This is a genomic window from Arthrobacter sp. ATA002 (assembly GCF_026898095.1).
Lineage (GTDB): Bacteria > Actinomycetota > Actinomycetes > Actinomycetales > Micrococcaceae > Arthrobacter_B.
On the sequence record NZ_CP114015.1, the window covers coordinates 1,832,778 to 1,855,699 of the forward strand.

21 protein-coding genes and 5 pseudogenes are annotated in these 22,922 nt (G+C 65.9%); 18 read left to right on the forward strand and 8 right to left on the reverse strand.

Annotated features, from left to right (window positions below; translation table 11 throughout):
• Window position 1 precedes the first annotated feature (1 nt).
• Window positions 2-1,474, forward strand: coding sequence for a rhamnulokinase (locus OL239_RS09040; protein ID WP_268911537.1), 1,473 nt, complete (start codon window positions 2-4; stop codon window positions 1,472-1,474).
• Here the strand turns inward: OL239_RS09040 and OL239_RS09045 are convergent.
• On the reverse strand, window positions 1,399-2,235 hold the full coding sequence (locus OL239_RS09045; protein ID WP_268911538.1) for an SDR family NAD(P)-dependent oxidoreductase: 837 nt from the start codon (window positions 2,233-2,235) through the stop codon (window positions 1,399-1,401). The two genes, OL239_RS09040 and OL239_RS09045, sit on opposite strands and share 76 nt — an antisense overlap.
• 262 nt (window positions 2,236-2,497) lie before the next feature.
• Between OL239_RS09045 and OL239_RS09050 the strand changes: the two genes are divergently transcribed.
• From OL239_RS09050 to OL239_RS09065, 4 genes are all read left to right on the forward strand, one after another.
• Window positions 2,498-2,701 (forward strand): hypothetical protein, encoded by a 204-nt coding sequence (locus tag OL239_RS09050; protein ID WP_268911539.1) that lies wholly within the window; start codon window positions 2,498-2,500, stop codon window positions 2,699-2,701.
• Window positions 2,702-2,735: 34 nt separating this feature from the next.
• Window positions 2,736-2,945 (forward strand): hypothetical protein, encoded by a 210-nt coding sequence (locus OL239_RS09055; protein WP_268911540.1) that lies wholly within the window; start codon window positions 2,736-2,738, stop codon window positions 2,943-2,945.
• A gap of 255 nt (window positions 2,946-3,200) precedes the next feature.
• Window positions 3,201-3,497: a hypothetical protein gene (locus tag OL239_RS09060; protein ID WP_268911541.1), complete on the forward strand. Its 297-nt coding sequence runs from the start codon at window positions 3,201-3,203 to the stop codon at window positions 3,495-3,497.
• A complete protein-coding gene (locus OL239_RS09065; RefSeq protein WP_268911542.1) occupies window positions 3,464-5,002 on the forward strand; it encodes an HNH endonuclease signature motif containing protein in 1,539 nt (512 codons plus the stop codon). Before OL239_RS09060 ends, OL239_RS09065 begins: the two co-directional genes overlap by 34 nt.
• Before the next feature lie 287 nt (window positions 5,003-5,289).
• On the opposite strand, the pseudogene OL239_RS20110 reads toward OL239_RS09065, so the two are convergent.
• The 4 genes and pseudogenes from OL239_RS20110 to OL239_RS09090 all read right to left on the reverse strand — a co-directional run bounded on the left by OL239_RS20110 (window position 5,290) and on the right by OL239_RS09090 (window position 8,174).
• Window positions 5,290-6,227, reverse strand: a pseudogene (locus OL239_RS20110) (SDR family oxidoreductase).
• On the reverse strand, window positions 6,145-6,888 hold the full coding sequence (locus OL239_RS09080; RefSeq protein WP_268911545.1) for an ROK family protein: 744 nt from the start codon (window positions 6,886-6,888) through the stop codon (window positions 6,145-6,147). The pseudogene OL239_RS20110 and the gene OL239_RS09080 overlap by 83 nt, the downstream one beginning before the upstream one ends.
• A complete protein-coding gene (locus OL239_RS09085) occupies window positions 6,885-7,355 on the reverse strand; it encodes an ROK family transcriptional regulator (protein ID WP_268911546.1) in 471 nt (156 codons plus the stop codon). The genes OL239_RS09080 and OL239_RS09085 overlap by 4 nt, the downstream gene beginning before the upstream one ends.
• A 186-nt stretch (window positions 7,356-7,541) precedes the next feature.
• Window positions 7,542-8,174, reverse strand: coding sequence for an SGNH/GDSL hydrolase family protein (locus tag OL239_RS09090; RefSeq protein WP_268911547.1), 633 nt, complete (start codon window positions 8,172-8,174; stop codon window positions 7,542-7,544).
• A 527-nt stretch (window positions 8,175-8,701) separates the two neighbouring features.
• Between OL239_RS09090 and OL239_RS09095 the strand changes: the two genes are divergently transcribed.
• From OL239_RS09095 to OL239_RS09145, 11 genes and pseudogenes are all read left to right on the forward strand, one after another.
• Window positions 8,702-10,261, forward strand: a complete 1,560-nt coding sequence (locus OL239_RS09095) for an ABC transporter substrate-binding protein (RefSeq protein WP_268911548.1) — start codon at window positions 8,702-8,704, stop codon at window positions 10,259-10,261.
• Window positions 10,262-10,336: 75 nt separating this feature from the next.
• Window positions 10,337-11,325: pseudogene (locus OL239_RS09100) on the forward strand (ABC transporter permease).
• A gap of 10 nt (window positions 11,326-11,335) precedes the next feature.
• Window positions 11,336-11,626: a hypothetical protein gene (locus tag OL239_RS09105; protein WP_268911549.1), complete on the forward strand. Its 291-nt coding sequence runs from the start codon at window positions 11,336-11,338 to the stop codon at window positions 11,624-11,626.
• Window positions 11,627-11,634: 8 nt separating this feature from the next.
• Window positions 11,635-12,294, forward strand: coding sequence for an ABC transporter permease (locus OL239_RS09110; RefSeq protein WP_268911550.1), 660 nt, complete (start codon window positions 11,635-11,637; stop codon window positions 12,292-12,294).
• Between the two features lie 92 nt (window positions 12,295-12,386).
• Window positions 12,387-13,226: an ABC transporter ATP-binding protein gene (locus tag OL239_RS09115; RefSeq protein ID WP_268911722.1), complete on the forward strand. Its 840-nt coding sequence runs from the start codon at window positions 12,387-12,389 to the stop codon at window positions 13,224-13,226.
• Window positions 13,223-14,013, forward strand: a pseudogene (locus OL239_RS09120) (ABC transporter ATP-binding protein). Before OL239_RS09115 ends, OL239_RS09120 begins: the two are co-directional and overlap by 4 nt.
• Window positions 14,014-14,154: 141 nt before the next feature.
• Window positions 14,155-14,931, forward strand: coding sequence for a glycosyl hydrolase 2 galactose-binding domain-containing protein (locus tag OL239_RS09125; RefSeq protein ID WP_268911551.1), 777 nt, complete (start codon window positions 14,155-14,157; stop codon window positions 14,929-14,931).
• On the forward strand, window positions 14,877-16,178 hold the full coding sequence (locus OL239_RS09130; RefSeq protein WP_268911552.1) for a hypothetical protein: 1,302 nt from the start codon (window positions 14,877-14,879) through the stop codon (window positions 16,176-16,178). Before OL239_RS09125 ends, OL239_RS09130 begins: the two co-directional genes overlap by 55 nt.
• Window positions 16,175-16,858: a hypothetical protein gene (locus OL239_RS09135; protein WP_268911553.1), complete on the forward strand. Its 684-nt coding sequence runs from the start codon at window positions 16,175-16,177 to the stop codon at window positions 16,856-16,858. The genes OL239_RS09130 and OL239_RS09135 overlap by 4 nt, the downstream gene beginning before the upstream one ends.
• Window positions 16,744-17,352, forward strand: a pseudogene (locus tag OL239_RS09140) (ROK family protein); the annotation flags it as partial. The gene OL239_RS09135 and the pseudogene OL239_RS09140, both read left to right, overlap by 115 nt.
• A 50-nt stretch (window positions 17,353-17,402) precedes the next feature.
• On the forward strand, window positions 17,403-17,768 hold the full coding sequence (locus tag OL239_RS09145; RefSeq protein WP_268911554.1) for an ROK family protein: 366 nt from the start codon (window positions 17,403-17,405) through the stop codon (window positions 17,766-17,768).
• Window positions 17,769-17,896: 128 nt separating this feature from the next.
• Here OL239_RS09145 and OL239_RS09150 read toward each other — a convergent pair whose 3' ends face one another.
• Window positions 17,897-18,901 carry an aldo/keto reductase family protein gene (locus OL239_RS09150; protein WP_268911555.1) on the reverse strand — a complete coding sequence of 335 codons (1,005 nt, stop codon included), beginning with the start codon at window positions 18,899-18,901 and terminating at the stop codon, window positions 17,897-17,899.
• Window positions 18,902-19,002: 101 nt separating this feature from the next.
• Between OL239_RS09150 and OL239_RS09155 the strand changes: the two genes are divergently transcribed.
• Window positions 19,003-20,022, forward strand: coding sequence for a DNA-3-methyladenine glycosylase family protein (locus tag OL239_RS09155; protein ID WP_268911556.1), 1,020 nt, complete (start codon window positions 19,003-19,005; stop codon window positions 20,020-20,022).
• Here the strand turns inward: OL239_RS09155 and OL239_RS09160 are convergent.
• On the reverse strand, window positions 20,003-20,230 hold the full coding sequence (locus OL239_RS09160; protein WP_268911557.1) for a sulfurtransferase TusA family protein: 228 nt from the start codon (window positions 20,228-20,230) through the stop codon (window positions 20,003-20,005). The two genes, OL239_RS09155 and OL239_RS09160, sit on opposite strands and share 20 nt — an antisense overlap.
• Before the next feature lie 107 nt (window positions 20,231-20,337).
• Entirely contained in the window at window positions 20,338-21,441 is a 1,104-nt protein-coding gene (locus tag OL239_RS09165) for a YeeE/YedE family protein (protein WP_268911558.1), read from the reverse strand.
• A 344-nt stretch (window positions 21,442-21,785) separates the two neighbouring features.
• Here OL239_RS09165 and OL239_RS09170 point away from each other — a divergent pair.
• Window positions 21,786-22,920 (forward strand): annotated as a pseudogene (locus OL239_RS09170) (acyl-CoA dehydrogenase family protein).
• Window positions 22,921-22,922: the final 2 nt, after the last annotated feature.

Sequence of the window (22,922 nt, forward strand, 5' to 3'; positions counted from 1 at the left end):
CGTGTTTGCCGCCGTCGATGTTGGCGCCTCCTCCGGCCGGGTCATCCTCGGCCGGATGGGCGCCGGCGGACCCGCACTGGAAACGGTGCACCGTTTCCCCAACGGGGTGCGGGACATCGACGGTGCGCTGCGCTGGGATGTGCGCGGCATTTTCGAGGAAGTCCTCACCGGCCTGTCACTGGCTGCGGTACGCGCCGCCGAAGGGGGCGAGCGGATTCTTAGCATCGGGATCGACACCTGGGCGGTGGACTACGCCCTGATCGACGCCGACGGCGCGATGGCGGCGCTGCCGCACAGTTACCGCGACAGCCGCACCGCCGCCGTCGTGCCCAAAGTCCATGAAAAGGTGAACGAAGCGCAGCTGTACGCCGTCACCGGCCTGCAGTTCCTGCCCTTTAATTCGGTGTACCAACTGGCCTGTGAGCCGAACCTTGCCGGCCGGCAGGCACTGCTGGTTCCCGATCTGCTGGCGTTTTGGCTGACCGGGGAACGGCGCACCGAGGAAACCAACGCCTCCACCACCGGTCTCTTTGATGCGGTGGCGGGGGAGTGGGCTGCTGAATTCCTTTCCGTCCTGGGGCTGCCGGAGAAACTGTTCCCGGAGCTGGTGGCACCGGGAGAGACAGTGGGGGGACTGCTGCCGGTGGTGGCTGCGCGCACCGGACTGCCCGCCGGTACTCCGGTGGTGGCCGTGGGCTCGCATGACACCGCTTCGGCGGTGGCGGCGGTTCCGGCGCTGGAACCGAACTTCGCGTTCATTTCCTCCGGCACCTGGTCGCTGGCCGGAATTGAGCTGGCACATCCGGTGCTGACCGGGGCCAGCCGGGACGCCAACTTCACGAATGAGCGCGGCGTGGATTCCACCATCCGCTACCTGCGCAATGTCGGCGGGCTGTGGCTGCTGAGTGAATCCCTGCGGGTTTGGGAAGCGGACGGGGCGAGCCTCCAGCTGCCGGATTTGCTGGCAGCGGCAGCCCTGCTGCCGGCCGGCGGGCCGGAGATTGACGTGGACTCCGACGGGTTTATTGCCCCGGGGGAGATGCCGGACCGGATCCGCGCCGCCGTGCATGCTGCCGGCGGGTCGCTGCCGGAGGATCCGGCCGCCGTTGCCCGCTGTATCCTGGATTCCCTGGCGGCGGCCTACGCCCGCACGCTGCGTGCTGCCGCCGAGCTCTCGGGCCGGCGGATCGACGTCGTGCACATCGTCGGCGGCGGCTCCCAGAACGCCCTGCTGTGTCAACTCACCGCGGATGCCACCGGCCTGCCGGTGGTCGCCGGACCGGTCGAAGCGACAGCGCTGGGCAACGTCCTGGTCCAGGCGCGGGCCGCCGGCGCGGTCTCCGGTTCCCTTTCCGGCCTGCGGGAACTGGTGGCACGGAGTTCCGCCACGGTGGCCTATCAGCCGGCCGGCGGTGCGAGCCCCACCATCCGTTCGCTCTCGTCCCAGAGCCGGGCGGACAGCGCGGCGTCGTAGGCATCCTTGTTGGCCTTCGAAATCTTGGACTTGTAGTAATACTTGCCGGAGTGCCAGGCCTGCCCGGGAGCTGACGTGGCCAGCCACACCAATGTTTGGGCCCCCTGCTCCGGGGAGATCAGGAACTTGTTCAGTGCAGTCCGGTACATCACCCGCATCAAGCTCGAGGATTCCGACGCGAACGATGTGGCGACGGCGCCGGGGTGAAAGGCAGCGGTGGAAATTCCCTGTGCCCCGTACCTGGCATCCAATTCCCGGGTGAAGAGAATGTTTGCCAGCTTGGCGTTCCCATAGGCCCGGTTTGGCGTGTATTTGCGGCGGGCTTCCAGATCGTCAATGTCGAAGTGCGCAAAGATGCTGTTGGCCACGCTCGAGGTGTTGATGACGCTCGCCCTGGATTCCACCAGCCGGTCCAGCAGCAGGTTGGTCAACAGAAACGGTGCCAGGTGATTGACCTGCAGCGTCTTCTCATGGCCGTCCACGGTCTCCTCCCGCGGGCCCATGATGCCGCCGGCGTTGTTCGCCAGGACATCAATCCGCGGGTAGCGGTCCAGCAGGGTGCCGGCCAGGGAGCGTACGTCGTCGAGCCGGGCAAAATCCGCCAGCAGATACTCCGCGTCCAGTTCTTCGGCCACTGCCGCTGTCTTCTCGCGCGACCGGCCGACGACGACGACCCGGTCACCCAGGCTTCGCAGACTGCGTGCCGCGGCGGCTCCGATGCCGTCGCTCGCTCCGGTAATGACGATCGTTCGATCTGGCACGTGGCCCCTCTCGGGCAGATGATGGCGGCGGAACCTCCCGGTGGAGGTTCCTCCAAGTATTGCCCGGCGGAGCCGATTCGCCAACGAGCGTGCGGCGGTTCCCCGGTCAGCGTATCGGCGTAGGCCGGGCCGCTGCGTAGGCGGGGCGTTCCGGCGTAGGCGGGGCGTTCCGGCGTAGGCGGGGCCGCTGTGTGGTCGCGGCGCGCAGCGCACCTGGAGCAGGCGGCGGCTTTGACGCCTCCTGGAACTGGTGTGTCTGCTCGTGAGCGTGCCGATCGCCGTCGTCGCCAGTGCCGCCGGCCTGCCCCTGATCCGGGAGAGCAGGGTTCGCGGCAATACCCGCTACAACCTGCCTGGTGCCTTCCTTGTGGTTGCCGGCCTTGCCTCTCTGGTCTTTGGCTTTGCTCAAGCGGCATTCTGTTCCTGGTGTTTTACTTCCAGATCGTGCCCGGTTATTCGCCGCTGAAGTCGGGCCTGGCGTCGCTGCGGATGACCCTGCCATGGCTGCCGGTGCCGGTGTGCTGTCCAAGTTCCTGCCCCGCACCGGCGCGCGCCTGCCCATGACCTGGGTCCTGGAAGCCCTGCCGGGACTGATCCTGCTGGGCTTTGGGATGGCGACGATATTCGTCCCGCTGCAGGACGTTGCCCTCGCTGGAATCGGCGGGCACGACGCCGGTGTTGCCAGTGCCGCCGTTCACGCACTGCGATAAGCACACAGTGGGGCATCGTATCTACGACCCGTTCAGGAACGCGGCCGTGTCACCGGTACTCGACCCCAGGCACGCGGCCACACGGTGTCCCAGCGCGTGACTACGGGGTAGGAAATCCGGGAAAACGGGGCAGGTAGTCCGGTGAAAAAGACGGGTATTTGAACGACCCTGAATCGGCTGTTTTGGGGCTGTTTTGGGGCTGTTTTGGTCAGTTGGAGAGCCGGAAATGTCAGTGCCGGGTGAAAGCCTGAAGGCATGGATCAGAACGGATCTTTTCCCGGCGAAGCGGCCGGCAGCGAAGTAACCGGCAGGGCAGGGGCGGCTCCGGGCGCGGCGGCTCAAGCCGCGGCTCCGGGCGCGGCGGCTCAAGCCGATGTTCCGGGCGCGGCTCAAGCCGCGGCGGTTCATCGCCTGTCGGTCTTCACCGCCGTGCCGGGCGTTTCCGCTGTTGATCCTGCTGCCCCGGTTCCTGCCGCCGAGTTTGTTGCCCCGGCCCTGTTCCTGCCCTCGATCCTGCGGTGGCAGGCTCCGCCGTCTTCAAGGGATCCCTAACGCTCGAAGCCGCGGAAACGTTCAGCCAGGACGAGGCCGGAACCGTGTTGACCCGGTTGGATCAGCTCATCCAGTGGGCGCAGGCCCAGCAGGCACGGACCCTGCACCGGATCCACACGTTGTTTCGTGAGGAGTATGTGCAGGGCACCGGAACCCTTGATCCAGGAATGGCTTTCAGTCTCGCCGCAGAGGAAGCAGCAGCCATCCTGCACCTGCCCACAGGCACCGCGGCAGCGCTGATGACCGAAGCCGGAACCCTGTGCACTACCCACACCGCCACCCTCCACACCCTGGATGCGGGGCAGATCAGTTACGGACACGCCCGAATCGTGGTGGATCAGTCCCAGAACATACCGTCCGGGCAGCTGCCCGCCTTCGAAGCCGACCTGCTCACCGCAGCGGCCGGACAGACCAGAGCCCAGTTCCAGGTTCGTGCCCGCCGGCTTCGGGAGAACCACTATCCGCAGACCATCGTGCAGCGCCAGCGCACCGCGTTTGACCGGCGCACGGTGTGGGTGCAGCCCGAGGACGACGGGATGTCCTGCTTCTCGGCACTGCTGCCGGCGGAAAAAGCCCAAACCTTCTTCCACCACCTCACGAAAGCGGCCCGGGGCGAACAAGCCCACGGCGATCCCCGAACGGTGGACCAACTGCGCACGGACATTCTCTCGGACTTGCTGGAGAGCGGAAGCCGTGCCGGCTGTGGCAGCTCCTGCCACCCCGGCGGCACTGTTGCCGGCCACGGCAATGGTGCTGGTGCTGGTGCTGCTAGGAATGACTTTGACTCCGGTACAGATTCAGGGAAGGCCCGGCACTCCGGCCCACTGCAGGACAAGCGTTCCCCTGGCGGGAAGGGCCGCGGGCCGAAGAACGGGGCCGTGTGCGGTGGCCATGGTGCCCGGGCCCGGACTGAGATCCTGGTCCTGGTGACCGCTGAAACCCTTTTCGGTGCGGACGAGCAGCCTGCGGAACTGCACGGGTACGGGCCGATCAGCCCGCAGACCGCGCGCCGGATGGCCCGGGAAGCGGCTAAATGGACACCGGTGGAGCGGGATCCGGACAGCGGAGACATTCTTCGGGTGGGCCGCAGCCGGAAAGTTCCGGCCGGTCTGAGACGGTATCTGAGGTTGCGGGATGAAACCTGCCGGTTCCCGGGCTGCCGGACGAACGCGGTGATCTCCGAAATCGACCACACCAAACCCTGGGCCCAGGGCGGGGCCACGGACCATGACAATTTGGAGCATTTATGCCGCCGGCACCACCTGTTCAAAACCGAAGGGTTCTGGAAAGCACGGCAACCGAGCCCGGGCGTCATTGAATGGACCTCACCGGGAGGACGGAACTACCGCACTGAAGCGCACGTCACTCTGGCCCGGGACCGAGGGGAAGCACCGGCTGCCTCCGGCACCGGGGGTATTCCCAGCGGCGCGGGCGGGGAAGTTCTTGCGGGCCGCATGGTGGGGGCGCCCAGCGAAATGCCGCTTCCTCCGGACCGGGCTCAATGAGCCCCTGCGGCCAGGATCAGGATCAGGATCAGGATCAGGATCAGGATCAGGATGATGATTACGGAGGCAACCCACCGCCCTTCTAACCGCTGGGCGAACGCGTGCAGGTGAGCGGCGGTTCCTCAGGCCGTGTGGAGCCCGGAGCCCGGAGCCCGGGGCCTCAGGCCCTGTGGTAGCCCGGAGCCCGAGAGCCCGAGAGCCCGAGAGCCCGAGAGCCCCAGAGCCCCAAGCCTGAGAAGCCCGGAACCCCGGAACCCCAAGCCCCGGCGGTCCAAGCACGGAACTGGTCAGCGGAATCCGCCGTCGCTGCTCAGCACCTGTCCGACCATCCAACGGCCCTCATCGCTCACCAGCCAGGCAATGAGGCGTGCCGGATCGTCGGGTTCGCCGAATCGTCCGCCGGGGAAGCGTGAAAGGACCTCTTCGAGGACTTCGGGAGGACGGTCTGCGGTGTCGGCCTCCAGGTATCCGGTGTTCACGGGACCGGGGTTCACCGTATTGAGGACGATTCCGGCCCGAATCAGATCGGCAGCCACTGACGGCGTGATGCCGGCAAGGGCGGCTTTCGACGTGGCGTAGGCGATTTCGTTCTCCATCACACCGCCGTTGATCTGGCCCGAGGTCATCCAAATAACCCTGCCCCTGGCCGTCCGTCGTGCTGCTCGGCGAAACTTCTGGTGAGCAGCAGGGTGGACCGCGTGTTGACCTGCCAATGAGCATCCAGTTTCTCGCTGGTCATCTCCGCCAGGGTGCCGTCACCGCCGCTGCGGGCATGATTGCTGATCAGGATGTCCAAATGGCCCAGTGCCGACCCGGCAGCGTCAATCACCTGAGCGGCTCCGTCGGCCGCTGCCAGATCGGTGCTGCCATGGGCCAGCCGCGCGCCGTCGGCAAGCTGGGCGCGCAGTCCGCCGACGACGTCGTTCACGTTATCTGCACCCCGGGGCTGCTGCGCATCATGAGGGGAAAAGTGCGCCAAGTACAGGCTGGCACCCATTTGCGCCAGCCGGGAGGCAACGGCAAAGCCGATGCCCTGCCTGCGGCTGACTCCCGTGACGACGGCAGTCCGGCCGGCAAGCGGAAGGGGGAGCCTGAGTGTGCATTCATGTTTTCCTTCGGGGCAGAGATCAGCGGGCAAACAGTCATGCAATCGATACCGACCGCAGCGTCCGTGGAGAGAGCCGGTCCTGCAGCACCAGTGTCGCAGCGCCGAGCGCCGCAGCATCGTTGCCGTTGACGGACATGCGCACCTCCACGCGGTGGATTGCGCGTGCCATGGCGCGTTTATCCAGGGCCGAAGAAATGGCGTCGACGTAAAAGGAGCCCGCCGTGGCGAAGGCGCTGCCGGCCAGGACCACGAGCTGCAGGTCCAACAGATTGACCATGGAGATCACAGCACTGGCCACATAATCGGCGGAACGCCCGATGAGCTGCAGGGCCACCGGGTCGCCGTCGTTCGCCGCAGTACCTATGGCGGCGAAATCCTCGGAGACAATTCCGGTCAACGGAAGCATGAGTTCACCGCGCGCGACGGCGTCCGCGGCCTGGGCGACAACGACCTGGGGACTGGCATACAGCTCCAGGCAACCGATGTTCCCACAGGAACAGGGGAGCCCGTTGGCATCGACGCTCACATGGCCGATTTCCCCGACATTGGAACTGACGCCCTGATAGATGGTGCCGTCCATGACAATTCCCGCACCGATGCCGGAACCCATGTACACGGAGGCATAACTTGTGTAGCCGGCGGTGGCGCCGAGCCAGTATTCCCCGATGGCCGCTGCCGTGGCGTCATTGTCGAACTCGCAGTGCAGTCCGGTGGTGGTGGACAGTGCGCGGCGCAGCGGAAAATCGGTCCACTCCCGGAAGGACGGGGCGCCGATCATGGCGCCGGCAGTCCGGTCCAGGGGCCCGGGGCGGCCACCCCCATTCCCACTACGGTTTGGCGGTCCACGGCCAGCGCCTCAAACAGGTTGTCGACGTCGGCGGTGATGCGGCTGACCACGGCCATGGGTGTGGCATTGCCGGGCCCGCTGACCCGGCGGCGGCCCACTACGCGCCCGCTGAGGTCCGCCACCACATAGGTGATGTAATCCTGGCCGATGTGCACGCCGAGGCCCAGCCGGGACGCCGGGTTGAGTTCCAGGAGCATCCGCGGTTTGCCACCGGTGGACTCGCCGCGTCCGGCTTCCAGCACTACTCCGTCATTGAGCAGCGAACGCACCGCGGTGGAGATGGTTGCCTGCGTGAGACCGGTCATTTCGGCCAGTTCCACGCGGCTGACCGGGCCGGAAACCCGGATCAGGTCAAGGATCTTCCCGCGGGATGATTCGCGGGGACGGTTTTGGTTCACGGGTGGGTCCTTGTCGGGCGTCCCTGCAGCGTGCCCCTGCAGAATGGCAGAACAGGTGTGGGGGACGGGTGGGATGAAGTGCCGGGCGGTGCCGGGGCGGGTGGACGGACAGTCCAGCTGTCCGGTGGGCAGCCGGCCGGCTGGACGGGCTGCCGGCGGGCTGCGCCGGGCCGGGGTGCCATGCTGCTACCTCACAGAGCGGGCGGTGACTGCTTCCAGCCAGGCATCGGCGATGGCAGCATGCCCTTCCGGTGTTGGATGGACACCGTCGAGGGCCAGGGACTCAGGCGGCCTGCCGGAGGCAACCAGGCTATTGAGGATCTCATCGGTGCGTACGAGCACCGCGCCAAATTCCTTGGCCAGCCTCCGGACAGCGGCGATCTTGGGATCCAGATCCTCCCGCCACGATTGTTGGCCGGCGGTTACCGGCAGCAGGAACGGTTCCATGAGCACGACGGCGGTATCCGGCGCCAGCCTCTCCAGCAGAGCCCGGTATCGGGCCAGGAAGGTGGCGTGATCCGATTCCTGCCCGGCATCGTACCGGCGCCAGGTGTCATTGATGCCAACCATGACGGACACGGCGTGCGGGGATTCGATCACCACATCGGCGTCCCAGCGCCGCGCGAGGTCCTCAACTCGGTCACCGCCGACACCGCGGTTGAGGACCTCGGTCCGGTGAAGGCCGGCACTCTCGGCCAGCAGGCGGACGTAGCCTTCCCCCAAGCCGCCGCCGGCGCCTTCGCGCCGGCCGCAGTCCGTGACACTGTCGCCCGCGAATACCACCCGGCGCCCTTCAAAGAGCGGTACCGCAGCTGTCATGGGGTCTCCTTGGATCATGAATGTAACTCACATCACTTACTTTAGTTCTCAAAGTAACCCCTGCCTGCCCCGGTATCAAATGGATGGAGGCCTGCCCCGAGTCTCGCCCCACTCAGGGACTCCGGATCGTCGACTTTTCGGGACGCTCCGATCCATGCCGACCAACTTTCTGCCCCACGGCCTCTTGGCCATGGACTGCCTCCCGGTATGCCGCCCGGCAGGTCAGATCCTCCGGCTGCAGAGAAATAAATTCACTGATTCTCCGAAACTTCCTTGACGCGCCTAATAAAGTCGCCTAAGAAAGTACCAGCGGTTCTGATTGTGGCGAACCTCACATAGTCCGGCGGCGCACCGGCCGTCCGAATTCCGAAAGGTACAACGATGTCCTTCAAATTTTCAGGCACGCGTCCAGCCCGAAAGCGGCTGGGTTTGGCCGCTGCGGCGATTGTGGGCTCCACCGCCCTGGTCCTGACCGGCTGCGCCTCCGGGGAGGAGGATCGACCGACGACGCCGTCTCCTCCATTACGGTGTTCAACGGCGCCACCGGAACGATTACGGAGAACTTCAATCCGTTCTCGACGACGGCTCTGCAGCCAACCCTGGGCGTCGTGTTCGAGCCGCTGTTCTGGTACAACGCCGCAGTCGAGGAGGAACCAACGCCGCTGCTGGGTACGGCCTATGAATGGAATGAGGCGGGTACGGAGCTGACCATCACCACCCGCGAAGGCGTGAAGTGGTCCGACGGCGAAGACTTCACGGCCGAAGACGTGGCCTTCACCTTCAACCTGGTCAAAGACACGCCCGAGCTGAATACGACGGGGCTCTCGGCCTCCGCCGAGGCCACCGACACGAACACCGTTGTGCTCACTTTTCCCGAAAACTCCTTCATGCAGGAGCCCAGCGTGCTGGGCAACCAGGGCATCGTGCCCGAACACATTTGGAAAGACGTCGCTGATCCGATCACTGAAATAAACTCCGGCCCGGTGGGAACCGGCCCGTACAAGGTCAAGGACTTCACGGCCCAGAGCTACTTGATGGAGAAGAACGAGCAGTACTGGGAGGAAGGCAAGCCGGAAATTCAGGAAGTGCGCTACATCGCCCTCGAATCGGCCGACGCTGCCACCGGCGCGCTCCTTGACGGACAGATCGACTGGATGAGTTCCTTCCTTCCGGGGCTGGAGACCATCCTGGAGGACAACGAGAACCTTTCCTACGTGAACACCCCCGCCATGATGACCTCCATCTTCACCTGCGCCAATGAGGCACTGGGCTGTGACGGACCGCAGACCGATGAAGCCGTCCGGCAGGCAATCAACTTGGCCATGGACCGGGAGCAGCTGAACCAGCTGGCCGGCGGAGGCTTCGCGGAGCCGGCGTCTCCCGTCATGGTGCTGCCGGAACGCGACGCGACATGGATCTCCAACCCGGAGCACAAGGAAGTGCCGCAGAGCGCCAACGTCTCGGAAGCCGAAACGGTCCTCGAAGCGGCGGGCTGGACCAAGGGCGGCGACGGAATCCGCACCAAGGACGGCGAGCGCCTCAGTCTGAGCATCCAGACGGTGTCCGGTTGGAGCGACTACATCTCCATCAATGACGCGCTGACCCAGCAGCTGGCCGAGGCCGGTATCGAACTGAAGCCGACGCAGGTGACGTACAACGAGTGGAACAGCAACCAAACCCTGGGACAGTTCCAGCTTTCCCTGGACTCGATCGGCCTGCAGCCGTCCAACAACCCGTACTTCACCTACGAGAAGTGGTACAACGTCCAGAACACCACGCCGGTTGGCGAATCCGCGATCGCCGGCAACGCCGCCCGGTATGACAACCCGGTGGTGAACGAGGCCATCGGCGTTGCGCGGGCCACCAATGACGAGACCGTGCAGAAGGAGCAGTACGCGGTCATCCAGGAAGAGATTGCCGCTGACCTGCCTTACATCCCGATCTACGTGAACTCCATGCTGACCGAGTTCAACACCGACCGGGCCACCGGCTGGCCCAGCGAAGAGGATACCTACGCCCTCCCCGCCTCCTGGAAAGCCTGGGACAACGGAATCGTGCTGAAGAACCTCACTCCTGCGCAGAAGTAACCTTCCGCTGTTGCCGGTCCCGCCGGGACCGGCAACAGCGCGGACCCTCCCTACCTGCTGCAGAAAGTAGTGCTAATGCGATACATCCTTCAAAAGCTCGGGTTCTACCTGGTGGCCTTCTGGGCGGCACTCACGCTGAATTTCTTCCTGCCCCGGCTGATGCCCGGAAACCCGGTGGACATGATGCTCACCAAGCTTGCCCAGCGGGGGCCAGTGAGCCCTGAAGCCCGGGAGGCCATCGAGCTGCTCCTCGGCACCAACTCGCAGGCCTCCCTGCCCGTGCAGTACTTCGAATATCTGGGCAAAATCTTCTCCCTGGACCTGGGCGTCTCAGTGGCCTACTTTCCCGCGTCCGTGTCCGACGTCATCGGACAGACGCTGCCCTGGACGATCGGGCTGATCGGCATCGCCACGCTCATTTCGTTTGTCATCGGGGTTGGCCTGGGAATGCTCGCCGGCTGGAAGCGCGGCTCGTGGCTGGACAATTTCATCCCCGTCACCACCATGTTTCAATCCGTCCCCTATTTCTGGTTGGCCCTGATCCTGCTGTTCCTGCTGGGCAGCACCTGGCAGCTGTTCCCCCTCAACGGGGGCTACAACGTGTACACCACCTCACCCGGATGGTCCTGGGAATTCATCGGCAGCCTGATCTACTACGGCACACTGCCCGCCCTCACCATCGTGATCTCCTCGGTGGGCGGCTGGATGCTGGGGATGCGCAACATGATGGTCTCCACGCTCTCCGACGACTACATCCTTACCGCGGAAGCCAAGGGCTGCGCCCGCGGCGCATCATGACCGCCTACGCGGCACGCAACGCGGTGTTGCCGTCCGTGGCGGGCTTTGCCATTTCCCTGGGCTTCGTGGTGGCCGGATCCATCGTCACGGAAGCGGTGTTCTCCTACCCCGGCATCGGCTCCGCACTGCTGAACGCCGTTAGCAGCAACGACTACTCCCTGATGCAGGGTGTCTTCCTCGTCATTACCCTCTCGGTGCTCGGTGCCAATCTGCTCGTGGACCTGCTCTACACCATCATCGATCCCCGTACCCGGGCACGAAGCTGAAAGGCCGGCCATGACCAGCACCACGCAGGATCCCGACATCGCCGCTGCCGCGGCACGCAGCACCCGGCCCAAACGAGCCTTCCCTCCGATGACACCCAAGCTTGCCGCCGGGCTAATCATCGCCGGATCGATCACGGCATTCGGACTCTTCGGGCCGATGCTGGTGGGCGATCCCTCCACAGTCAACAACATCGGCCTCTCCGGTCCCGGCGACGGTTACCTCCTTGGCACCACGCAAACCGGACAGGACGTCTTTGCCCAGCTGGCCTACGCAACCCGGGGATCCTCACCATCGGACTGATCGTTGGGGTGCTCACCGTAGTCCTGTCCGCCATCTTCGGCATCATCGGCGCCTATGCCGGCGGCTGGCTGGACGAATCATTTTCACTGTTCAGCAACGTCATGCTGGTGATACCGGGGCTTCCCCTGGTGATCATCATTTCCAGCTATGTTCCCGACAAGAGCATTTTCCTGGTGGCCATCGTCCTCGCCCTCACCGGCTGGGCCGGCTCGGCCCGGGTACTGCGCGGCTACACCCTCAGCGTCCGCAACCGTGACTATGTGGCTGCCGCCCGGGTGTCCGGGGAGAAGTCCTGGCGGATTCTGGGTGTTGAAATCCTGCCCAACCTGATTCCGCTGCTGGCTTCCCAGGCTGTTTTTGCCGTCATCTTCGCGATCCTCGGCGAAGCGGGTCTGTCCTTCCTCGGCCTCGGCGCATCGGGTTCCTTCACCTGGGGCACCATGCTGTTCTATGCCCAGAACGGACTCGCCCTGCGGCTCGGGGCGTGGTGGTGGTTCGTTCCGCCTGGACTGCTGATCGCAGCCTTCGGCGCGGCCCTGTCGCTGATCAACTTCTCCATTGACGAAATTATCAATCCCAAGCTCCGGGCCCAGACGCGGGCAACCCGCCGCAAATGGAACGTTTCCAAGGCCCAGCTTCGCCAGGCCGACAAGGAGGGAGCACTGTGAGCATCGACCAGCCCGTGAACATCGTCGAAACAGGGCCCCGGAACAACCGCACCGAACGCGCCGCCGAGGCCCGCAGCCATCCGGTCCTTACGATCGAGGACTTCAGCGTCGAGTACCAGGGGGAACGCACCGTCCGTGCCGTACGGAACGTAACCCTCGCCCTGGGCCGGGGCGAGATTCTCGGTCTGGCCGGCGAGAGCGGATGCGGCAAATCCACCCTGGCCTACGGCATCAACAGACTGCTGAAGCCTCCCGCAGTCATCACCGGCGGCGGCGCTGCCTTCCATTCACGGGAGGGCTACAGCATTGATCTCGCCGAACTCACGGGGGAGGAACTTCGGGCCTTTCGCTGGGACAAAATCTCCATGGTCTTTCAGGGCGCCATGAACTCCCTGAACCCGGTCATCACTATCCGGGCCCAAATGGAGGACATCTTCACCACGCACCGGCCGGACATGCCCAAAAAGGACCGGCGGGAGAAATGTGCGGAGCTGCTGGAGCGCGTTGGCGTGGACCGCTCCCGGCTTCTGTCGTATCCGCACGAGCTCTCCGGCGGGATGCGCCAGCGCGTCATGATCGCCATGGCCATGGCGCTGGATCCCCAGGTGATGATCATGGATGAACCGACCACCGCGCTCGATGTGGTGGTGCAGCGGGAAATTCTGCGCGAGATCACCCGGCTGCGCGAAGAACTGGGGTTCGCCGTCATCTTCATCACCCACGACCTGCCGCTGCTGCTGGAAATCAGCGACCGCATCGCCGTGATGCGCGAGGGCGAAATCGTGGAACTTGGAGATGCCGTGGAGCTGTACACCAACCCGCAGCATGAATACACGCGCACTCTGCTGGCGTCCTTTCCCAGCCTCACGGGTGAACGCGGCGCCTTTGTCCGCGGAACCGTCACCGACCATGAAAGCGGAGTGCAGCGATGAGCGTCCTCGAAGTCCGGGATCTGGTCAAGGAATACCGTCTGCGGGACGGACGGCAGTCACGGATCCTCACCGCCGTCAATCACGTCAGCTTTTCCATAGAAACCGGCCGTACGGTAGCCCTGGTGGGCCAAAGCGGCAGCGGCAAGTCCACGCTGGCGAAGCTGCTGATGCAGCTGGAAAAGCCAACGTCGGGACAGATCATCTTGGATGACACACCCGTTCTCCGCCGGGGTGCGGGACTGAAGCAGTACCGCAGCGACGTCCAGATGGTTTTTCAGGACCCGTTTGCGTCGCTGAACCCGTACCACACCATCGCCCACCACCTGGGACGCCCGCTGATCCTGCACGGCAAGGCATCGGGGCGCGAGGAGGTCATGGCCGGCGTCCACCGGCTATTGGAACGGGTCCGGCTCGACCCCGACATGGCGGAGCGCAAGCCGCACGAGCTCTCGGGCGGACAGCGCCAGCGGATCGCCATCGCCAGGGCGCTGGCGCCGAACCGCGCATCCTCGTAGCCGACGAACCGGTGTCGATGCTGGATGTTTCCATCCGCCTCGGCGTCCTGAACCTGCTGGCCGATCTGCAGCGCGAGGAGAACCTCGGCGTTTTCTACATCACGCACGACCTGGCGACCGCCCGGCACTTCTCCGACGACATCCTGGTGATGTTCAAAGGCGAAATCGTCGAGCGGGGCGCCGCCGACGACGTCATCCTCAACCCCCGGCACGAGTACACCCAGCTGCTCGCCGAAGCGGCACCCAACCCCGAGAAACGCCTGCACGCCTAATCCGGTCCGGGCAAGCCACCGCCACGCGCCGGGAAGCCGCATCCCGGCAAGCCACCGCCATACGCCGGGAAGCCGCAATTCCGGCACCGCGGCAGCCTTCTGCACCCGCAACCCCTGAACCACGTTTGGAGCTCCGACGCCATGACACACCCCCGCACCGCCCACCGCGTTTCCCTGGACCTCACCGGCCCGTGGGAGCTGACCTGGCAGGACGGCCCCGCAGACACCCCCGCCTATGCCCGGTCCCGGACGCCGCTGTCCGCCACGGTACCGGGGCAGGTGCACACCGACCTGATGGCCGCGGGCCTGCTCGAGGACCCGGACGCCGGCTTCGGCGAACTGGAGCAGTTTTGGATCGGGCACTCCACCTGGACCTATTCCCGGAGCTTCACCTGGACCGGCGTCCCTGAAACACCCGGTTCAGCTCAGCCCCGCACTGATCTGGTGGCGGAGGGCCTGGACACGTTCGCCGTCGTTCACTTGAACGGAACGGAGATCGCCCGCACCCGGGACCAGCACGTTGGTTGGCGCTGGGATGTCAGCGGGCTCCTGGCGGAGGGCGAGAACATCCTCGCCATCACTTTCGGCTCCGCCTGGGACGCGGCACATGAGTGCGAGGCCGTGGTCGGCGAACTTCCTCGGCCCTACGATGAGCCCTACGCCTACGTCCGTAAGAGCGCCTGCAATTTCGGCTGGGACTGGGGTCCGCACTACGTGACGGCGGGAATCTGGCAGCCCATCCGGCTGGAGACCTGGTCGGCGGCGAGGATATCGTCGGTCCGCCCGGCGGTCGAACTCACGGGCTTCACCCTGCCGTCGGCACCGGTGAAGCGGGTGCAGTCTCGGCCACGGTGCGCGTCACCGTGGGAATCGATGTTCCGGGTGTTGACCATCCGGAACAGGACGGACCGGCACTGACTCTGGATGCGGTGCTGACCGATCCGGAGGGCAACGAGGCCGCACGGGCCAGCGTGCCGGTGGTTTCCGTCGGCGACACAACGGTGGAACTGAGCGTCGCCGAGCCCCGGCTGTGGTGGCCGGCGGGACTGGGCGGACAGCCCCTGTACGGGCTCAGCGTCGAGGTGCAGTACGACGGCGAACTTGTGGCGGCCGCGGAACGGCGCCTGGGGCTGCGCACTGTCACCGTCGACGAAAGCCCCGACGAGGCCGGCACGGGCTGGGCGATCGTGGTCAACGGCCGCCGGGTGCGCATCCGCGGTTACAACTGGATTCCGGATGACCCGTTCATTGCCGAGGTGACCGGGGACCGGCTGGGGCAGCGGCTGGACCAGGCCGTCGACGGCGGCGCGAACCTGCTGCGCGTCTGGGGCGGAGGCTATTTCTCCACCGAGGCGTTCATGGACGGCTGCGACGAGCGCGGCCTCATGGTCTGGCACGACTTCCTCTTTGCCTGCAGCGCCTATGACGAGTCTGAGGAAATGATAACCAGCGTTACCCTCGAGGCCGAGCAGGCCGTGGCCCGGCTGGCGGCACACCCGAGCCTGGTGCTGTGGTGCGGCGGCAACGAATGCGTCTGGGGTGACTACGACTGGGGCTGGCGGGAGATCCTGCAGGGCCGTCCCTGGGGAGCGAAGTTCTACACCGAAATCCTTCCCGCCGTCATTGACCGGGTGGACCCCGGCCGTCCCTATTTGCCGAACAGTCCGTGGTCCGGCTCCCTGGACGTCCATCCCAACAATCCGGAGAGCGGACCCATCCACATTTGGACGGTCTGGAATAACCTGGACTACGCCCACTACCGCGATGCCGACCCCGCGTTTGTCTCTGAGATGGGTTGGTGCGCGCCTCCTGCGTGGAGCACGCTGCGGGCGGCAGTGACCGAAGGGGAGCTGCTGCCGGACAACCCCCAGGTGGTGCACCATATGCGCGCCGACCGCGGCATGGAGAAGCTCGCCCGCGGCCTGGCGCCCTACTTCGGCACCCCGGACACCGCGGAGGACTGGCATTACCTCACCCAGGTGGTCCAGGCACGGTCCCAGAGCGCCGGCGCGGAGTGGCTGCGCTCCCGTGAGCGCTGCGCCGGCGTCATCATTTGGCAGCTCAACGACTGCTGGCCGGTGCTCAGCTGGTCGGCCGTGGACGGCTCCGGAATCGAGAAACCGGTGTTTTTGGACTGCGGCGCTCCTTTGCGCCGGAACTGGTGACCATCGTGCCCGTGGCTCCGGGAGGCACCGGCGATCCCACCGGAACCGCCGGCCTGGAGCTCGTGGCCGTCAACGACGGCACCGGTCCCTGGCTAACCGATGTCCGGGTCCGGCGGCTGCGGGTCGACGGCACTGAGGTGGCACGGGCGGACTACCGGCTGGAGACGGCTGCCGGCTCCACCTCCCGCGTGCAGCTTGATTCCGTGCTGGCGTCATCAGACAACGGCACGGAAGAGTTCCTGGTGGCCGACTATGGTCCGGCCGGACAGGAACAGCGCGCCCTGTGGTTCTTCGTCCCGGATGCTGCCCTTGACGCCGAAGCCCCCCGTTTCCAGGCCTCGGTGGCGCTCGCCGGCGGTGCACTGCAGGTCACGGTCCGGGCCGAAACACTGCTGCGCGATGTCTGCCTCTTCGCCGACCGGCTCGCCGCCGGCCTGGACGTTCCGGCTTCGCTGCTGCAGGTTGATGACATGATGCGCACCATCCTGCCGGGGGAATCCGTGACCTTCGCCGTGTCCCGGCGCGACGGCGAAGCGCTGCGGGCCGCACCGCCGTCGGCCGGAGCATGGCCGGTGCTGCGCAGCATTGGCGACAGTGGTGTGGACAACGCCAACGGCGACGGCGCCGCCATCCCGGCGGGGACAGCGGAGCCGGCCGGCTCCGGACGGCAGCTGCTGTGATTGCCGGGATCGAGACCGGCGGCACGAAGGTCATTTGCGCCGTAGCCCAGACCGGGAAACCCGGAACAATCGTGGACCGGCTGCGTATCCCCACGACGTCGCCGGCGGAAACCCTGGGTGCCGTGCGCTCGTTTTTGGACCGCTACGCGTCGGCGGGCGCGCTGGACGCCGTCGGTCTGGCGGCCTTCGGCCCGGTCAACGTGGACAGATCGTCGCCGTCCTACGGGTGGATCACCTCCACCCCCAAGGCAGGCTGGCGCAACACCGATATTCCCCGTGCCCTGGGACTGGGCGACGCCATGCCGCTGCAGGTGGTTACCGATGTGACCGGATCGGCCGTGGGGGAGCAGCGCCTGGGGGCAGGGGTGGGACTGCGGAACGTGGCTTACGTAACGGCCGGAACCGGAATCGGAGCCGGCTTCGCTGCTGACGGCGTTCCGTTCCTGCAGCGGAGCCACCCGGAGATGGGTCATCTCCCCGTGCGCCGGTATCCGGGGGATGACTTCCGGGAACATGCCCGTTCCACGGCGACTGTCTGGAAGGGGTGGCGTCCGGGCCGGCCGTCCGGGCCCGCTGGGGCCGTCCGGGTGAACACCTCGGCGCCCTGCGGTCAGAAGCCGTGCCCGTGCTGGCGTTCTATCTGGCGCAGCTGCTGGCGGCTGTCACCTACACGGTGGCTCCTGACCGCATTATCTTCGGCGGCGGCGTCGTGAAGATCCCCGGCCTCCTGGAGGCTTCCCGGGAACGGCTGTCGGAGGTAGTGGGCGGGGCGTTGGAAGGGCATCCCCTGACCAGTCCGGACAGCGGCTATGTCTGCAGCCCGGCGCTCGCTGATCTGGCCGGCGTGCACGGGGCTTTGTACCTGGCGCACGATCTGGCAGAGAGCAGGGCTCCGCTCAGCACAGTGTGAGGCGGCAGCCTGGGGCAGCGGCGGGCCGGCAGGAATGCCGGCCCGCCGCTGCTTTTGCCGAAGGCTGACAGCAGGCTGCCCGCCGGAACGGATGTGCCCGCCGGTACGTTCCAGCCGGAACCAGCCCGCTAGGAAGGACGGCTCTCGGGCGACTGGGTTTTCGCCGCATCCCGTTCAGCCAGCCCGCCGACCGCCTCGTCGATGCGGGCCAGCACGTCGGGCTTCAGTTCCACCCCGGCGGCCAGCACGTTGGAGGTGACCTGCTCGGGGCGCGAGGCGCCGATGATGGCTCCGGCGACGTTCGGATTCTGCAGCACCCAGGCCACAGCCAGCTGGCCCATGGTCAGGCCTGCCTCGTCGGCAATCGGCTGGAGCTTCTGCACGCCGGCCAGGACGTCGTCGTTCATCCAGCGGCCGATCATCTTCGCGCCGCCCTTCTCATCAGTGGCACGGCTTCCCTCGGGCAGTTCCGCCCCGGGCTTGTACTTGCCGCTGAGCACTCCCTGCGCCATGGGTGAGAACACGATCTGGGACATGCCCAGCTCCTCCGAAGCCGGAACAACGTCGGCTTCGATGACGCGCCACAGCATGTTGTACTGCGGCTGGTTGGAAATCAGCTGGAACCCCAGCTGCTTGGCGAGGTCGTGGCCCGCGCGGATCTGGTCGGCATTCCATTCGCTGACACCGATGTACAGGGCCTTGCCTTGGCGTACGACGTCGGCGAACGCCTGCATGGTCTCTTCCAGCGGCGTCTCGTAGTCGTACCGGTGGGCCTGGTACAGGTCGACGTAATCAGTCTGCAGCCGCTGCAGGGATCCGTTGATGGACTCCATGATGTGCTTGCGGGACAGGCCTGAATCGTTGTGGCCGCCCGGGCCGGTTGGCCAGTAGACCTTGGTGAAGATCTCCAGGGATTCCCGGCGTTCGCTCTTCAGGGCCGCCCCCAGGACTCCTTCCGCGATGGTGTTGGCGTACGCGTCGGCAGTGTCGAAGGTGCTGATGCCGGCGTCGAGCGCCGCACGCACGCAGGATGCGGCGACGTCGTTCTCCACCTGGGAGCCGTGGGTGAGCCAGTTGCCGTAAATGATTTCGGAGATTTTCAGTCCGCTGTTGCCGAGGTGCCTGTGTTCCATCTGCGCGCTCTCTCTTCCGTGGGGTGTAGGAGCAAAACTAAGCCAGCTTTCTAAATCGGTCAAGGGGGTCCGCAGTGTGACACGCATGCTGTACTAAAGCGGTGACGATCAACGGTATGGGACATGTGGTGGAGCGCACCGTGGAGCTGCCCGCCCGGCAGCCCTTCGATGCGCCGGGGATTTTCGGGTTCCTGGCGGCCCGCGCCGTTCACGGCGTGGAGGCGGCGGACCTGTCCTGCGCCGGCGGGCTGCGGTATGCCCGTACCCTGACGCTTCCACACGGACCGGCAGCGGCGAGGATCACGGCCACTAAGACCGCCGGCGGGCAATGGCGGCTGCGGGCGGACCTGGAACTTGCATCGCTCTCCGACACGGCGCCCGCCCTGGCCCGGGTGCGGCGGCTGTTGGACCTCGACGCAGATCCTTTGGTCATCGACGCTGCCTTGGCCGCTGATCCGGCGCTTGCCCCGCTGGTGGAACGCACCCCGGGGATTCGGATTTCCGGCGCGGTGGACCCGCATGAACTGGTGGTGCGTGCGCTCGTCGGCCAGCAAATTTCCGTAGTTGCTGCCCGAACGCACCTCACCCGGCTCACTGCACACGCCGGACCAGCGTACGCGTCCTCGATCCCGGGCCTGGACCGCCTGTTTCCCGCCCCGGAGGATATTCTCGCCCGGGTGCCGGAGCCGGTTCCGGGAGAGGTACTGGACCCCGGCCGGCCGCTCCGGCTGCCCGGGCAGGCAATCCGGGCCGTGGTGGCCGCCGCACGCGATGTGGCGAGCGGAGAACTGGACGTTCAGCCGGGATCGAATCCGGAGATTCTGCGTGCCCGGCTGCTAGCCCGTCCGCGGATTGGCCCCTGGACCGCCGGCTATATCGCCATGCGTGTGCTCGGCGACCCGGACGCGTGGCTTCCGGGAGACGTGGCCCTCGTCGCCGGAGCGAAGGCGGCCGGGGTACTGGAAGGAGGACTTGGCGCTGCAGCAGCACACCGGACGCTGGCCGCCCGGGCAGCGGGCTGGGCGCCGTGGCGCTCCTATGCTGCGATGCACCTGTGGCAGGCCGTCCAGCCGAACGGAGCTGCCGGCCTGCCGGTCCGGCTTAGGCCTTCTGCACCGTGATCGACCATTCCGCCGGACCGATCTTGGAGAAGTCGGTCACGGGGTAGTTGTTCTCCGCGGCCCAGCGCGGAATGGCGTCGGTGGCCTGGGTGCAGTCGAACGCGATGACCAGTTCGTCGCCGGACGCCAGCGTGGTCATGGCTTCCTTCGCTTCGACGAGGGGGAAGGGGCAGACCTGTCCGTTTGTTTCGAGGGTTACCTGTGCCATGGAGGGGATTTCCTTTCAGGGCCGCCCGGGTAGGGCGGGTGTGGGTGGGTTTTGCGGAAGTGGGTGGTGACGGAGTAGTTGCTGCGTGCTTCTTGCCGGCGTTGCGGCTAAATGCGTGCCGCTGCGCGGGCCGGGGCTTTTCCGGGTACAGCGGACCCCGAACTGCCCGAGCCGCCTGCACCTGAGCCCGAAGCGGGCCGGCGGTTCATGATGGTCAGCCGGGCGCCGAGGCCGGTGCCCAGAAGCATGAAGACCAGGGCCGTCCAGCCCTGGAAGCTGAACTGCGCGGTCTCGACCATGGCGTTGCCGATGGTGCAGCCGCCGGCAAGAGCCGCACCGACGCCCATCAGGGCGCCGCCGCTCAGGCTCTTCACGACGGTGGCGGCGTCGGGAACCCGGATCCTGAACTCACCGCTGCCCTTGGCAGCGATGTACGAGCCGATCAGGATGCCGGCGACCAGCAGGACGCCCCAGTCCACTAGTTGAGGGTCTCCGGTGACCAGGTAGTTCACCGCGTTGGAGGACGGAGTGGTGATGCCCAACCCGGCTTCGCGTCCCGTGGCCCAGCTCAGCGGCCAGGCGGCAATGGCGATCAGGCCGATGACCACCGCGGTGGCAAAGGCGTTCCAGGGCTTTTCGAAGAGCAGGTGCGCCAGTCCGGTTTTCGACGCCGGCGGGGAAGCCATCGTGAAGCGCGGCTTGTTCAGATGATGGCGGACAGCCAGGCCGACGCCGGCCACCAGCAGCACCACCAGGATCCACGGAGAAACGTTCAGGACCGAGTGGATGGTGTTCTGCTCCACGGTTACCGACCGCAGGGAGGTGTTGAGGCCGGACAGCGGACCGGTTTTCATGACGGCGGCAAACAGCGCATAGGTAATCAGCGCCAGCCAACTGCCCACCAGCCCTTCACCGGCGCGGTAATACGTTCCGGTGGCGCAGCCGCCGGCAAGAATAATGGCAAACCCGAAAATAAAGCCGCCGATGATCGTGGCGAGCCACGGAAAGGGGCCGGAGTTTAGGGAAATGACACCGGCGGCATCCAGGGCAAAGACACCGACGCTTTGAACGGCAACCACCACGAGGAAGGCGGTCAGCCAGCGCGTATTGCGTGTTACCCACACATCGCGGAATGCGCCGGTGACGCAAAAGCGGCCGCGCTGCATAACAAAGCCCAGCGCCATGCCCACAAAAAGGCCGGAGATCAGCATGGGGTACTCCTCAAGCGTTTCGAAAAGCTGCGGGCTAATGACCCGCAGCTTGGAAACACTAGGCCCGGGTTCCGGGGAAGGCCAAGGAAGATGGCCTGCGGTGAACGCAGATGAAGCCCCGTGACGGCCGGGGAATGCCGGGCGGCTAAATGGCGTTTACGGCCCGGCAACGCGGGTTGCCGTGAATTTTCTCCGCCGTTCGTGCATTCTTACAGACGGACGGGTGCCCGGGCCATATATGACGCGTCTGAAATGGCAGCTGCTGTGGAGCGCCTGCGATGCCCCTAGCAATTAGTAGGGAGTCCAAGTAAGTTGGGCGTCACGGCACCAATGAAGGGCGGGACATGTTCGAACTCACGGAGGACCAGCGGGCGGTCAGGGACATGGTGTCGGAATTTGCTTCCGACGTCCTTGCACCCAATGCCGCGAAATGGGACGAAACAAAGCACTTCCCGGTGGATGTCCTGGCGCAGGCCGGCGAGCTGGGCATGGGCGCCATTTACGCCTCGGAGGAATACGGCGGTTCGGGCCTTTCCCGTTCGGATGCCGTGGTGATCTTTGAGGAACTCTCCAAAGCCGATCCGTCCCTTGCCGCCTACATCTCCATCCACAACATGGTGGTGTGGATGATCGACTCGTTCGGGAACGCGGACCAGCGGTCCCGCTGGGTTCCGGAGCTGGCGTCCATGCAGGCGCTGGGCAGCTACTGCCTGACCGAGCCCGGTGCCGGTTCCGACGCAGCAGCCCTGACCACCCGGGCCGAACGCGACGGCGATGAGTACGTGCTCAACGGCGTCAAACAGTTCATCTCCGGGGCCGGATCCTCCAGTTATTACGTTGTCATGGCCCGCACCAGCGGCACCGGCCCGCGCGGAATCACCGCGATTGTGGTGCCGGCAGACACTCCCGGCCTGTCCTTTGGCCCGGCCGAACGCAAAATGGGCTGGAATGCACAGCCCACCGGCCAGGTCATCTTCACCGATCTGCGGATTCCCGTCGCCAACCGCCTGGGCGGGGAAGGCGCCGGCTTCGGCATCGCCATGAAGGGCCTGAACGGCGGGCGGCTGAATATGGCGCCTGCTCCTGGGCGGAGCGCAGGCGGCACTGGACAAAACCGTGGCGCACCTGAAGCAGCGCACCGCCTTCGGCAAACCGCTCATCGACCAGTCCTCGCTGCTGTTCCGCCTCGCGGACATGGAAATGGACCTCCAGACAGCACGCACCATGCTGTGGCGCGGCGCCGATGCCCTGGACCGCGGCGCCCCCGACGTCGTTGCCCTTTGCGCCATTGCCAAACGGGTCGCCACCGACAACGGATTCAGGGTGGCCAACGAGGCCCTGCAGCTGCACGGCGGGTACGGCTACCTCTCCGAGTACGGGCTGGAAAAAATCGTTCGGGACCTGCGGGTCCATCAAATCCTGGAAGGATCCAACGAGATCATGCAGCTTATTGTCGGCCGGACGCTGGCGGAGGCCTGACA